This is a genomic window from Streptomyces sp. NPDC043867, assembly GCF_056435845.1.
This window is the reverse complement of sequence record NZ_JBWKDS010000016.1, coordinates 67,078-80,470: the sequence shown is the minus strand read 5'-3', so window position 1 is coordinate 80,470 and position 13,393 is coordinate 67,078. Positions and strand designations below refer to the sequence as shown.

9 protein-coding genes are annotated in these 13,393 nt (G+C 72.1%); 3 read left to right on the top strand and 6 right to left on the bottom strand.

Going from position 1 to position 13,393, the window contains the following annotated elements:
* Positions 1-51: 51 nt before the first annotated feature.
* Positions 52-417 (bottom strand): MGMT family protein, encoded by a 366-nt coding sequence (locus tag AC069T_RS18005; protein ID WP_478783674.1) that lies wholly within the window; start codon positions 415-417, stop codon positions 52-54.
* A gap of 185 nt (positions 418-602) precedes the next feature.
* Between AC069T_RS18005 and AC069T_RS18000 the strand changes: the two genes are divergently transcribed.
* The 3 genes from AC069T_RS18000 (at position 603) to AC069T_RS17990 (ending at position 6,726) form a co-directional block, all read left to right on the top strand.
* Positions 603-3,350 (top strand): lysylphosphatidylglycerol synthase transmembrane domain-containing protein, encoded by a 2,748-nt coding sequence (locus AC069T_RS18000; protein WP_478783673.1) that lies wholly within the window; start codon positions 603-605, stop codon positions 3,348-3,350.
* A gap of 158 nt (positions 3,351-3,508) precedes the next feature.
* Positions 3,509-5,056, top strand: a complete 1,548-nt coding sequence (locus AC069T_RS17995; RefSeq protein ID WP_478783672.1) for an alpha/beta hydrolase — start codon at positions 3,509-3,511, stop codon at positions 5,054-5,056.
* Between the two features lie 116 nt (positions 5,057-5,172).
* Entirely contained in the window at positions 5,173-6,726 is a 1,554-nt protein-coding gene (locus tag AC069T_RS17990) for an alpha/beta hydrolase (protein WP_478783671.1), read from the top strand.
* Positions 6,727-6,836: 110 nt separating this feature from the next.
* Here the strand turns inward: AC069T_RS17990 and moeZ are convergent, their stop codons facing one another.
* From moeZ to AC069T_RS17965, 5 genes are all read right to left on the bottom strand, one after another.
* The gene (gene moeZ, locus AC069T_RS17985; protein WP_478783670.1) at positions 6,837-8,015 is read right to left on the bottom strand and encodes an adenylyltransferase/sulfurtransferase MoeZ; all 1,179 of its coding nucleotides are present in this window, start codon (positions 8,013-8,015) and stop codon (positions 6,837-6,839) included.
* Positions 8,016-8,114: 99 nt separating this feature from the next.
* The gene (locus tag AC069T_RS17980) at positions 8,115-8,864 is read right to left on the bottom strand and encodes a spherulation-specific family 4 protein (protein WP_478783669.1); all 750 of its coding nucleotides are present in this window, start codon (positions 8,862-8,864) and stop codon (positions 8,115-8,117) included.
* On the bottom strand, positions 8,852-9,811 hold the full coding sequence (locus tag AC069T_RS17975) for an NAD-dependent epimerase/dehydratase family protein (RefSeq protein ID WP_478783668.1): 960 nt from the start codon (positions 9,809-9,811) through the stop codon (positions 8,852-8,854). The genes AC069T_RS17980 and AC069T_RS17975 overlap by 13 nt, the downstream gene beginning before the upstream one ends.
* Positions 9,812-9,953: 142 nt before the next feature.
* Entirely contained in the window at positions 9,954-11,390 is a 1,437-nt protein-coding gene (locus AC069T_RS17970; RefSeq protein ID WP_478783667.1) for a hypothetical protein, read from the bottom strand.
* Positions 11,390-13,228 carry a DUF3492 domain-containing protein gene (locus tag AC069T_RS17965; RefSeq protein WP_478783666.1) on the bottom strand — a complete coding sequence of 613 codons (1,839 nt, stop codon included), beginning with the start codon at positions 13,226-13,228 and terminating at the stop codon, positions 11,390-11,392. The genes AC069T_RS17970 and AC069T_RS17965 overlap by 1 nt, the downstream gene beginning before the upstream one ends.
* Between the last annotated feature and the right edge of the window lie 165 nt (positions 13,229-13,393).

The following is a 13,393-nucleotide window of genomic DNA, read 5'->3' as shown; positions in this document are numbered from 1 at the left end:
CCCCCGTACGGGCCACAGGTTCCCCGTTCGCCCGTCCGATGGCGGAAGCTGTCAGGTGTGACCTTCCGCGCGCTCGCCCCCGTCCCATCTCGCCCGTCTCATGTCGACGCGCGGCAGATGACCTTCGGAGGTCCGGCCGACTTCCTTCAGGGGCGTGCCCTCCGCGCGGTAGTGGCTCAGCGCCTCCAGCTCGTGGCCGGGGACCAGCACCCCGTCCGCGCGGATGACGCGCCACCACGGGACCGCTCCTCCGTACAGGGCCATCACCCGGCCCACCTGGCGCGGACCGCCCTCGTCCAGCCATTCGGCGACGTCCCCGTACGTCATGACGTGCCCGGACGGGATCAGCTCGGCGACGTCGAGCACCCGCTCCGCGTACTCCGGCAGGGCGTCCGCCGGAAGGCTCTCCTCACTCATCCGACCCATCCTGCCCCACCCCACCGACAACGCGTCGCGGCGGTCACGGGGCGCAGCACTCGCCCCGAAGACCTGCTTCCGGCAGACTGTGCGCCCCCGTATTGCACCCTCCTGCCCCCGTGTCCCGGCCGGGCATGCCACCATCGTGCGGGCGGTGACAGGTGATACGAGATCAAGAAGAGACGATGAAGCAGCAGGGTGTGCACCCCGAGGACGCGGAGGGCACCTCTGAGCCGTCGTCGCGCCCGGACACCGCTCAGGCAGGCGACCGAGCGCCCACGAACGCGGCTGCGGACGAGGTGAGCGGGCAGGGCGCCGACTGCGCCGAGGACCCGCACAACGACGAGGTCGAGGGCGACGAACCGCTGCTCCCCGCGCGTGTGCACCGCCCCTCGGACCTGATGCGGCTCCTCGTGGGGTTCCTCGCGATCGTGCTGCTGCTCGCCGTCGCCGCGTTCGCCCACGGCACCACGTCGGGGCTCGAACAGGACATCAACAAGGGCACCGGCCAGGCACCCGACCTGCTGATCAAGATCGCCGGCCTGGTGTCGAGCATCGCGATCCTCCTGGTGCCGGTCGCGTTCGCGATCGAGCGGCTGATCAAGCGGGACGGTCTGCGCATCGCCGACGGCGTGCTCGCCGCCGTCCTCGCCCACGGAGTGACGCTCGCCACCGACCTGTGGGTCGCCAAGGCCGCACCGCATTCCATCCAGGAAGCGCTCACCCAGCCCTCGCCCGGCGATGTCCACGCCCTCACCGACCCGGTGCACGGTTACCTCGCGCCCGTCATCGCCTACATGACGGCCGTCGGCATGTCGCGCCGGCCGCGCTGGCGTGGCGTGCTGTGGGTGGTGCTGCTCCTGGACGCCTTCTCGATGCTGGTCACCGGCTACACGACACCGTTCTCGATCATCCTGACCGTGCTGATCGGCTGGACGGTCGCGTACGGGACGCTGTACGCGGTCGGCTCGCCGAACGTGCGGCCGACCGGCCGCACGCTGATGGCGGGGCTGCGGCACGTCGGTTTCCACCCGGTGAGCGCCGCCCGCGACGAGGCGCCGGACACCACGGACAACGGCGACCGCGGCCGGCGCTACTTCGTCACTCTGGAGGACGGCCCGCCCCTGGACGTCACGGTCGTCGACCGGGAACAGCAGGCGCAGGGCTTCTTCTACCGCGTGTGGCGCCGGCTGACGCTGCGCGGCATCACCACGCGCCGCAGCCTCCAGTCCCTGCGCCAGGCCCTGGAGCAGGAAGCGCTCCTCGCGTACGCGGCCATCGCGGCCGGTGCCAACGCGCCGAAGCTGATCGCGACCTCCGAACTCGGCCCCGACGCGGTGATGCTGGTCTACGAGCACACGGGCGGCCACACGCTCGACTCGGTGCCCGACGACATGATCACGGACGACCTCCTGCGGGACACCTGGCATCAGGTCCAGGCGCTCCAGTCTCGGCGCATCGCGCACCGCAGGCTCGCGGGCGACGCCATCCTGGTGGATCGTTCCGGCACGGTGATCCTCACCGACCTGCGCGGCGGCGAGATCGCCGCAGGTGACCTGGTGCTGCGCATGGACATCGCGCAGCTGGTGACGACGCTCGGACTGCGCGTCGGCGCCGAGCGGGCGGTCGCCTCGGCGGTCGGCGTGCTGGGCCCGGACGCGGTCGCGGACTGCCTCCCGCTGCTCCAGCCGATCGCGCTGACGCGCTCCACGCGCGCGACGCTGCGGAAACTGGCCCGTGAGCGTGCACAGCGCGAGCGCGACGCGGTCCTGGACGCCTCCCGGCAGGACAAGCTCGCCCGCACCGAGGAAGCCCACGAGCACACCAGGCCCGTACTGGAGAAGCCCGACAAGAAGGCCGTACGTGCCGAGCAGCGGGCGGAGAAGCGGGCGATCGACGACGCTCTGGAGGAGGCACGCGAGGAGGATCTGCTCACCCAGATCCGCCACCAGGTGCTGCTGATCAGGCCGCAGGCGCCGGTCGAGCCTGCCCGCCTCGAGCGCGTCCGGCCGCGCACGCTGATCAGTTTCATCGCCGGCGCCATCGGCGCGTACTTCCTGCTGACGCAGCTGACCCACATCGAGTTCGGCACTCTCTTCGACAGCGCCGAGTGGGGCTGGGTCGCCGCGGCCGTGCTGTTCTCGGCGCTGAGCTACTTCGCGGCGGCGATGAGCCTGCTCGGCTTCGTACCGGAGCGGGTGCCGTTCCTGCGGACCGTGGCAGCGCAGGTCGCCGGTTCGTTCGTGAAGATCGTGGCGCCCGCGGCGGTGGGCGGAGTCGCCCTCAACACCCGCTTCCTGCAACGCGCGGGAGTCCGCCCCGGGCTCGCGGTGGCCAGTGTCGGCGCGTCGCAGCTTTTCGGACTCGGCTGCCACATCCTGATGCTGCTGTCGTTCGGATATCTCACCGGCACCGAGAAGACGCCCTCCCTGTCGCCGTCCCGTACGGTCATCGCCGGTCTGCTGACGGTCGCGGTCCTGGTGCTCGTGGTGACCTCGGTGCCGTTCCTGCGCAAATTCGTCGCCACGCGCGTGAGGTCGCTGTTCGCCGGGGTCGTGCCGCGCATGCTCGACGTGCTCCAGCGGCCGCAGAAGCTGATCACCGGCATCGGCGGCATGCTGCTCCTCACCGCCTGCTTCGTGATGTGCCTGGACGCGTCGATCAGGGCCTTCGGCCACGAGGAGACGACCACCCTCAGCCTCGCCAGCGTCGCCGTCGTCTTCCTCGCGGGCAACGCGCTCGGCTCGGCGGCGCCGACCCCGGGCGGCGTCGGCGCGGTCGAGGCGACGCTGACGGTGGGTCTGATCGCCGTCGGGCTCCCCAAGGAGGTCGCGGCACCCGCGGTGCTGCTGTACCGGCTCCTGACGCTCTGGCTTCCGGTGCTGCCGGGATGGCTGTTCTTCAACCATCTGACCCGCAAGGGCGCGCTCTAGCCCACGCGCGGCAGTCTCCACGAGCCCTCGGGGCATCCGTACGAACCGTCGAGTGATCCTGACGGGCCTCCACGTGATCCGGACGAACCACCGGCCGCTCCTCACCCGCACGGCCCGCGCCCCGAGCGTCCCGCCAGGCGCGACCTCAGGATGGGATCATGCCGATGCCGCCCGGACTGCGCGCCGCTGCCCTCACCGCCGCCGCCCTCCTGCTGTCGTCGCTGATGACGGGCTGCAGTGACGACGACTCCAAGGACGAGGACCTGACAACTCAGAAACTGAGCTGGAAGGACTGCCCCGCGCCGTCCGCGTCCGAGGGCGGCGGCAACGCACCCTCGCCGCTGCCGGGGGGCACCAGGTGGCAGTGCGCCACGATGAAGGCGCCGCTCGACTGGGACAAGCCCACGGGCGACACGATCGGCATCGCCCTGATCCGGGCCGGGACCAGTGGCGACAAGAGCAAGCGCATCGGCTCGCTCGTCTTCAACTTCGGCGGTCCCGGCGGCTCCGGAATCACCGCGCTGCCCGCCTTCGGCGAGGACTACGCGAAACTGCGCACCCGCTACGACCTGGTGAGTTTCGACCCTCGCGGGGTCGGCCGCAGCGCAGGCGTGAAGTGCGAGGACGACCAGCAGCTCGACGAGTACTTCGAACAGGACGCGACGCCGGACGACGCGGCGGAACGCACCGCGCTGCTCGACAACACCAAGCAGTTCAATGCGGCCTGCGAGAAGAACTCAGGCCGGACCCTGCCGCACCTGCGGACGACCGACGCGGCCCGTGACATGGACCTGATGCGGCAGGTGCTCGGCGACGACAAGTTGTACTACTTCGGCATCTCGTACGGCACCGAACTGGGCGGCGTGTACGCGCACCTGTTCCCCGGGAAGGTGGGGCGTGCCGTCTTCGACGCGGTCGTCGACCCGACGCAGTCGCCGGAACAGGGCTCGCTGGGACAGGCCAGGGGTTTCCAGCTCGCGCTCGACAACTTCGCCGAGGACTGCACCTCGAAGACGGAGGACTGCCCGGTCGGCGACTCCCCGCAGGACGTCAAGGACCGCATCGCGAAACTGCTGGCGGACCTCGACCGCAAGCCGATTCCCGGCGTCTTCCCCCGCGAGCTGACCCAGACCGCGGCGACCAGTGGCATCGCCCAGGCCCTGTACTCCAAGGACTTCTGGGAGTACCTCACGCAGGGCCTCGAAGAGGCGTACGACGGTGACGGCAAGGTGCTGATGCTGCTGTCCGACTCGATGAACGGGCGCAACGAGGACGGCGAGTACAGCAACATCACCGCGGCCAACGTCTCCATCAACTGCGCCGACGACAAGCCGCGCTACACCACGGCCGACGTGGAGGCGAAGCTGCCTGAGTTCCGGTCCGCCTCGCCGCTGTTCGGCGACTACCTGGCCTGGGGCATGGTCAGCTGCAGCGACTGGCCGGTGGCGGGCGCCGCCGACCACCCCGACGTGAGCGCGCCCGGATCGGCTCCGATCCTCGTCGTCGGCAACACCGGCGATCCGGCCACACCGTACGAGGGTGCGAAGAAGATGGCGGACGCGCTGGGCCCGTCGGTGGGCGTCCAGCTGACATACAAGGGCCAGGGGCACGGTGCCTACGACAGCGGGAACAAGTGCGTGCACAACGCGGTCGACGGCTATCTGCTGCAGGGGACCGTGCCCTCCGCCGGAACCGTCTGCTCCTAGAAAACACCAGGTCAAAGCGTTATCCACAGGCCCCGACGGTGGTCGGGCGCAGGCGCCTACTATGGCCTGCATGTGATCCGCGACTACGAGCGGATCACTGCTGAGGGGGAGAGCGCATGACACGTTTCGCACGATGGACGGCGGCGGCCGCCGCCGCTCTGCTGGTGGCCGGCTGCAGCGGGGGCTCCTCCGGCGAAGGCAAGAACACGTCCGGGGGACAGGACCGTTCCGACGCGTCGGCCACGACGCCCTCGTCCGGCGCCTCGCCGCGACTGCCCTCGTCGCTGACCTCGCAGCGGCTGGACTGGGGCGGCTGCAAGGGCACGTCGCACTCCCCCGCCCCGGGCGATGCCTGGCAGTGCACGAAGCTCAAGGTGCCTCTCGACTACGCGCAGCCCGACGGCAGGACCATCGACCTCGCGCTGATCCGTACGAAGGCCACCGGCGGCGAGCGGCTCGGCTCCCTCGTCTTCAACTTCGGCGGCCCGGGCGCCTCGGGCGTCGCCACGATGCCGTCGTACGCGGGTACGGTCTCGAAGCTCCACCAGCGCTACGACCTGGTGAGCTGGGACCCGCGCGGAGTCGCCGCCAGCGAAGGTGTGCGCTGCCGCAGCGACAAGGAGATGGAAGCCGCCGAGTCGGTGGACGCGACCCCGGACGACGCGACCGAGGAGACGGCCTACCTCAAGGACGCGACGGACTTCGGCAAGGGCTGCCTGAGGAACGGCGGGAAGCTGATGTCGCACGTCTCGACCACGGACACGGCCCGCGACCTGGACCTGATGCGCCAGGTCCTCGGCGATCCGAAGATGCACTACTTCGGCATCTCGTACGGCACGGAGCTGGGCGGGGTGTACGCCCATCTCTTCCCCGAGCACGTGGGGCGTGTGGTGCTGGACGCCGTCGTCGACCCGAGCGCCGACACGGTGGGCCATGCCAAGAACCAGACCCGTGGCTTCCAGCGCGCTCTGGACGCCTACCTGAAGTCGACCGGTCAGGACCCGAAGCGGGGCTCCCAGAAGATCGTGGACCTGCTGGAGCGGATCGACGCGAAGCCGCTCGCGGCGTCCTCCGACCGCAAGCTCACCCAGACGCTGGCGCTGACCGGCATCGTCCTGCCGCTGTACAGCGAGCAGTCCTGGCCCACCCTGACCAGCGCCTTGAAGGCCGCCGAGGGCGGAGACGGTTCACAGCTGCTGACGCTGGCCGACGGTTACAACGAGCGTGACGCCTCGGGGCACTACGGCACGACGGCCCATGCCCAACGAGTCATATCGTGCCTGGACGACAAGCAGCGGCTGACGCCCGAGGAGGCGGAGGGGCTGCTGCCGGACTTCGAGAAGATCTCGCCCGTCTTCGGCGACTTCATGGGCTGGGACACGGCGGGCTGGTGCCACGACTGGCCGGTCGCCGGGCAGTACGACACGCCGGAGGTCAGCGCGCCCGGGTCGGCTCCCGTCCTGCTCGTGGGCAACACCGGGGACCCGGCGACGCCCTACGAGGGTGCCCGCAAGATGGCGGACGAGCTGGGGAAGGACGTCGGCGTGCTCCTGACCTGGAAGGGCGAGGGGCATGGGGCGTACGGGAGCGGCAGCGACTGCGTCGACTCCACGGTGAACGGCTATCTGCTGGACGGATCGGTGCCGAAGGACGGCAAGGTCTGCTCGTAGCGCGCCGGGATTCGCTCGTAGCAGGGCGGGACCCCGCGGAAAGGGGCCCGGCACACGCGGTGCCGGGCCCCTGCCGAAAAGCCGGACGTCCGACGGACCGGCGTGGACGCCTAGTAGATGGGCTTGTCCGGCTCGATCTGGTTGACCCAGCCGATCACACCGCCGCCGACGTGCACCGCGTCGGAGAAACCCGCCGACTTCAGCACGGCGAGGACTTCCGCACTGCGGACACCCGTCTTGCAGTGCAGGACGATCTTCTTGTCCTGCGGGAGGCTCTCCAGGGCGGTGCCCATGAGGAACTCGTTCTTCGGAATCAGCCGGGCACCGGGGATCGAGACGATCTCGTACTCGTTGATCTCGCGGACGTCGATGATGTCGATGTTCTCGCCGTCGTCGATCCACTCCTTGAGCTGCTTCGGAGTGATCGTCGCGCCGGCGGCCGCCTCCTGCGCCTCCTCGGACACGACGCCGCAGAAGGCCTCGTAGTCGATGAGCTCGGTGACGGTGGGGTTCTCACCGCAGACCGCGCAGTCCGGGTCCTTGCGGACCTTGACCTGGCGGTACTGCATCTCCAGGGCGTCGTAGATCATCAGACGGCCGACGAGCGGCTCGCCGATGCCCGCGAGGAGCTTGATGGCCTCGTTGACCTGGATGGATCCGATGGACGCGCACAGCACGCCGAGGACACCGCCCTCGGCGCAGGAGGGGACCATGCCGGGCGGCGGGGGCTCCGGGTAGAGGCAGCGGTAGCAGGGGCCGTGCTCGGACCAGAAGACCGAGGCCTGGCCGTCGAAGCGGTAGATGGAACCCCATACGTACGGCTTGTTGAGCAGCACGCACGCGTCGTTGACCAGGTACCGGGTGGCGAAGTTGTCCGTGCCGTCCACGATCAGGTCGTACTGGCTGAAGATGTCCATCACGTTGTCGGCTTCCAGCCGCTCCTCGTGAAGGACCACGTTCACGTACGGGTTGATGCCCAGCACCGAGTCACGCGCCGACGCGGCCTTGGAGCGGCCGATGTCCGCCTGGCTGTGGATGATCTGGCGCTGCAGGTTCGACTCGTCGACCTCGTCGAACTCCACGATGCCGAGCGTGCCCACGCCCGCGGCGGCCAGGTACATCAGGGCCGGCGATCCGAGGCCGCCGGCGCCCACACAGAGCACCTTGGCGTTCTTCAGCCGCTTCTGCCCGTCCATTCCGACGTCCGGAATGATCAGGTGGCGGGAGTACCTGCGGACCTCGTCTACGGTGAGCTCGGCAGCCGGCTCGACCAGGGGTGGCAGCGACACGGTTACTCCGTTAATCGGTCAATCAATGGGTGTCCCCCTGCTCGGGCGCAGCCGAGACCGGGGGAGGTCGTTCTCCCCGTAACACTGCCACGCCCTTCTTCATTCCGAGACACCCGTTCCGACTCGCGAGACGATCTCGTCCCAGTAGCCGGGCATGCTCGCCCAGGGGTCGGCGCGGCCGGCGTCGGCGGTGCGGTCGGTGAAGTAGATCGTCGACGCGCCCTGCCAGCGGGCGATGCGCAGGGCCTCTTCGAGATGGCCGCGGGGGACGCCGTGCACGAAGTGGCAGAAGCGCTCGGGCGGATGGTCGGCGGTCCACTCGGCCGCCTGCGACCAGCGGTAGTCGCCCCAGGAACCGGAGAAGGTGACCAGTTGGTCGGCGTCCTCGGCGTATCCGGCGTACGGGTGCGTGCCGTGGCCGAGCACGATGTGACCTCGCTCGCACAGCGCTCGGAGCGTGGTCACCGTGCGGCGGACCTCGGGGAGCGCGGCGCGCTCGGTGGGACAGCGGTCCAGGAAGAAGCCGTCGGTGCGGTACCAGTCGAGGTAGCGGTGGGCGTCGGAGACCAGTTCGCCGAAGGTGCGGGCGCCGTGGGCGGTGTCCAGGTGTCCCAGCACCCGGACACCGGCGTTGCGCAGGCGTCCCGCTGCTTCCAGGCAGCGGGGGTCGGGGCGCGTACCGGGCCCGTCGGCGACGTTGAGGACCACCCAGTGCAAGGGGGTGCCGGGGCGGGTCAGCTCGCCCCACTCCAGCGGAGCGACGAGGGGGTGCGCATAGCCGGGGATGCCGAAGCCGAGTCCCACGCCGGTGCTTGCGGTGCCCGCCGCGGAGCGGGTCAGATACGGCATGCCGCCTCCATCCAGATGTCGGCGAGGGATTCCTCGAGGTTGATGAGGGGCCGCCAGCCGAGGCGGTCGCGCGCGGTGCGGACGTCGGCCTGCTGCCAGCTGCCGCAGCCGTCCGGGTAGGGGAAGGCGGTGGGGGGCACGTGGTCGGGTTCGTTGCGGGGGTGGATGATGGACGGCCTCATCGGCCCCGGCGGCCCGTCGAGTTCGTGCAGTGCGCCGCCGTAGCCGGCCACCCGGGCGAGGACGGCGGCGGCGTCGCGAAGGCGTACGGCGCGGCCCGAGCCGATGTTGATGACGCCCTGGGCGGCGGAGAGGGAGGCGGCGTGGACGGCGCGGGCGACATCGCGGACGTCGATGAAGTCGCGCTGGACACCGAGGCCGCCGAGTTTGAGTTCGCCGTCGCCGGACTGGATGGCACGGCGCATGGCCTCGGCGAGACGGCCGAGCGGGGATCCGGCGGGGGTGCCGGGGCCCGCGGGCGAGAAGACGCGCAGTACGACGGCGTCCAGGCCCGAGCCGAGGACCAGTTCGGTGGCGGCGAGTTTGCTGACGCCGTACGGGCCGCCGGGACGCGGTACGGCGTCCTCCGCGGTCGAGGAGCCGGGCTGGCTCGGCCCGTACTCGGCGCCGCAGCCGATCTGCACGAGTCGTGCGCCGCAGCCGCTGCGGCGCAGGGCCTCGCAGACGGTGGCGACGGCGACGGTGTTGTGCCGGATGAGTTCGCGGGCGCCGCCGCGGGTGGCGCCCGCGCAGTTGACGACGACCCCGGGGTGCACCGCGTCCAGGAAGCGGGTGAGCGCGCCGGGACTGCCGGAGGCGAGGTCGAACCGTACGTCGGCGTCGTCGCCGCGGCCGAGCGCGGTGAGCTGGACGGCCGGGTCGGCGAGCAGCCGGTCGGCGACGAAGCGGCCCAGGTATCCGTTGGCTCCGGTCAGCAGGACCCTCATCGGGCGGCTCCCGGGGCGGACTCTCCGGTTCGGGAGGTGATCATCTTGCGTTCTCCTTCAGGGGTGGTGCCGTGGATCGGGAGTGGGGCCCGCGGTGTCGGCCCCGCGGGAGAAAGGGGGTGCGCGGACCGGGAGCCGGTCCTCACGGGGTGGCTCCGGCCGGTGTGGCGTGGGCGGAGGCCCGGGTCAGGGTGCGGCTGGCGTGGACCAGAAGAACGAGGGCGGCCGTGCCGCACACCACGGCCGGGACGGCCCCCGGACCGCCCGCCTGGACGAGGGTCTCGACCGGCCTGGCGAGGGACGAGCAGCCGGGGAGGCGGCTCGCGAAGACCGTCGACAGGGCCGTCGCCTCGCTCGCGCCCGCGGCGGCGAGGACGACGGCAGGAGCGTGGGTGAAGCCGTGCGCAGTGAGCAGGCGGGCCAACAGGAGCAGTGCTCCGAGAGCCCCGGCTCCGCCGAGGGCGGCGGGCTCGCCCAGGACCGTCCCGCACAGGGCGAGCAGCGCGCCCAGGGAACAGAGGAAGAGCCCGAACGTCCCCAGGAGCAGCGGCTTCACGGAGGCGGCGAACTCCTCCAGACCGCGGCTGACGGTCAGCCTGCGCCGGGCGCGTACGGAGAAGAGGTGCGTGCACCAGGCCGCGGGGGCGCAGGCCAGCGCGAGGGCCAGGAGCGGCGCGACGGCCAGGGGCCAGGCACCGTCGGGACCGCCCGCGAGGCCGGCGCTCAGCAGTCCGTCGCCGAGGAGCGCGTACGCGAGGAGCCAGCAGGTCCACGCACGTGGGGTGCTGCGGTTCGGGGAGCTGAGGGGTCCGCGGCGCAGTGCCGCCCGGAGGCCGAGCACGACGGCCAGGACACCGGTCGCGGCCACGGCGAGGCGCGGCCGGCCGTCGGTGAGGCGCAGGCCCGCCACGGTGGCGGCGCACAGGATGCCCGGCAGCAGGGCGAGTGCGGCCCAGCGGGCGGGCGCGCCGGAAGGGTCGGTCTGCCCGGGCTGCGCCGTCGGATCACCGTCGCGCGGCACGCGGGCGTACATCTCCTCCGCGAGAGAGAACACGTCCCGGTGCCGGAAGCGCGCGGCAGTGCGGTCGGTCACGCCGTGCGCCTCCAGGCCCGCGGCGATCTCCAGCGGGTCGACGGCCCGTGCGCACAGTTCGCGGTGCCGGTGCATGAGCGCCTTCACGGGGTCCACGGCGCCTCGACGGCCCAACGCCCTGTGCGCGGCGCCCCCGGCGCCCCCGCTCCGGCCGCCCCGGCCCACGCGCCCGACATCCGGCCCGTCCTGACCGGCCGCGCCCTTCACATGCGGCACGCTCTGACCGGCCGCACCCGCACCCTGCGCCTCCGGCACGCCCTGGTCGCGCCGGCCCACGCCCTCCACGTCCAGCGCGCCTTGGCCGTCCTGACCCGCACCCTGCGCCTCCGGCACGCCCTGGCCGCGCCGGCCCACGCCGCCGGCATCCAGCACGTGCCGGCCGCCCCCGCCCACGCCCAGGCCCCGCACATCCGGTTCGACCCCTTCGTCCCGCGTGCCCCTCACACCCGGTTCGCTCAGGCCGCTCGCCCCGCCGTGTTCGCTCATCACACGCCCTCTCCCGCGGGGACCGCCGGGACGGCGGCAGCCGAGACCGCCGGGACGACGACGGAAGCGGCGGAGGCCGCGGCGACCGACGGCGCGGTCACCGTGGCCCGTACCGGTGCTCCCGCCGCCCAGCGCGGCCGGCCCGCCGCCATCGGGCGGGACTCGGTCCAGCGGCCGGGCACCTGGGCCTCGGCGGGCATGCCGAAGGGCAGGGGCTCACCGGCCTCGTCGACCAGCATCCGGCGCACCGGGGAGTGCGAGACGATCTCCAGGTAGATGCCGTGAAACGCCGCGACGTTCTGCTCGACGGTGAACAGTTCGAGGGCCCGGGCGCGGGCGGCGGCGCCGAGTCGCTCACGGCGTTCGGGGTCGCGCAGCAGCGCCACGCACGCCTCGGCGAGCGCCCGCGGATTGCGCGGGGGGACCACCAGCCCCGTACCGCCGATGACCTCGACGACCGCGCCGACGTCCGTGGAGACCGTGGCGCGTCCGCAGAACATGGCCTCGACCAGGCTGATCGGGAAGCCCTCGACGACGCTCGACAGGACGACCACGGCCCCGGCCGCGTACGCCTCCGCGAGGTCCGGGACCTCGGGGCCGCCGATCTCCTCGAAGGAGACGGGGTTGTCGCCGACCGCGTGCACGCCCTCCGCCTCGTCGGGGAAGAGCTGCGCGGCCAGGGCCTTGCAGTGACCGAGGTAGGCGGCGCCCTCGGCACCGGCGGCGGCACCGACGATCCGCAGCCGCGTCTTCGGCTCCTCCCTGCGGATCTCGGCGAAGGCGTGGAGCAGGGCGATCAGGTCCTTGGCCGGTTCGATGCGGCCGACCCAGACCAGCGTGTCCGGGTCGGCGACCGGCGTGTCCGGGTTCGCGCCCGCGGCGCCCTCCGCGTTCTCGCCGACCTGCGCGAAGCGGGAGGCCTCCATGCCGGGGTAGACCGTGCGCAGCTTGGCGCGGTCGGCGCCGCAGCGCTCCTGCCAGCGGCGTGCGTGCGTGTTGCCGGGCGTGATGACGGCGGCCCGGCGGTAGACCTCGGTGGCCAGAGCGCCGTGGAAGGCGGCGAGGAGCGACCGTACCGCCGGGGGCGCCTGACCGGAGGCCAGGTAGTGGGCGCGCAGCTGGACTCCGTACTCGGTGACCAGCAGGGGCACGCCGGAGAAGTGACGGGCGAGCAGGCCGGGCAGCGCGGCCGAGCCGCCGGCCGCGGCATGGCACAGGTCGGCCGAGCCGAGCCCGTCGTCCTCGTACCAGTCGAGGGAGAGGGGCCGCAGCGCCCGCTCGAAGTGGGCGGCGACGGCGAGCAGGTCCGGCACCCCGGCCGTGCGGGCGGCCCTGAGCGCACCCGGCGCGCGACAGGCGCTTTCCAGGGCGCGTACGGCGGTCTCGGAGCGCAGGGCGCCGACCAGTCCGCCCTCGTCGCGGGCGAGTTCGGCGAGGGCGTACAGGGCACTGCCGAAACGGTCCGCCTCAAGCGCTTCGCGGGTTCCGGAGGCGGCGGGTGCCTCCGTGCCGGCGGCGAGTGCAGGCATACCGGCGGCGAGTGCAGGCGCCGCGCAGACCACCGCGGCCAACTCTCCGTACGCCTCGGCGAAGCGGCGCCGCGCCCGCCGTCCGAGGACCGCGCCGTCGTCCTCGGCCGTCCACAGCGGCGCGGTGCGCACCCGGCTGACCTGGGGTGGCAGTTCGACCCAGCCCTGGTCCTCCTGGTGCTCGCTGCGGCTGAGGGCGTAGATGTCGAACTCGTGCTGCCGGAGCCCGCGCACGAGCCGGTCGCACCAGAGCCTGGCATCACCGCTCACATACGGATAGCCACCCTCCGTAAGCAGTCCGATGCGCACGAGTGCACCCCCGATCTCCCGTATGGGGAGCCGCCGTTGGTCCGGCGGCTCGCAGCGGGACGAACGTATGCGGACATGACGGTGGGGGGGGGGGGGGGGGGGGGGGGGGGGGGGGGGGGGGGGGGGGGGGGGGGGGGGGGGGGGGTGGGGGGGGAGGGGGTTGGT

Excerpts from the sequence above, each read along its gene's own strand:
- AC069T_RS17990 (WP_478783671.1), top strand. The coding sequence starts at position 5,173 with ATGACACGTTTCGCACGATGGACGGCGGCGGCCGCCGCCGCTCTGCTG.
- AC069T_RS17980 (WP_478783669.1), bottom strand. The coding sequence starts at position 8,864 with ATGCCGTATCTGACCCGCTCCGCGGCGGGCACCGCAAGCACCGGCGTG.
- AC069T_RS17970 (WP_478783667.1), bottom strand. The coding sequence starts at position 11,390 with ATGAGCGAACACGGCGGGGCGAGCGGCCTGAGCGAACCGGGTGTGAGG.
- AC069T_RS17995 (WP_478783672.1), top strand. The coding sequence starts at position 3,509 with ATGCCGATGCCGCCCGGACTGCGCGCCGCTGCCCTCACCGCCGCCGCC.
- AC069T_RS18000 (WP_478783673.1), top strand. The coding sequence starts at position 603 with ATGAAGCAGCAGGGTGTGCACCCCGAGGACGCGGAGGGCACCTCTGAG.
- AC069T_RS17975 (WP_478783668.1), bottom strand. The coding sequence starts at position 9,811 with ATGAGGGTCCTGCTGACCGGAGCCAACGGATACCTGGGCCGCTTCGTC.
- AC069T_RS18005 (WP_478783674.1), bottom strand. The coding sequence starts at position 417 with ATGAGTGAGGAGAGCCTTCCGGCGGACGCCCTGCCGGAGTACGCGGAG.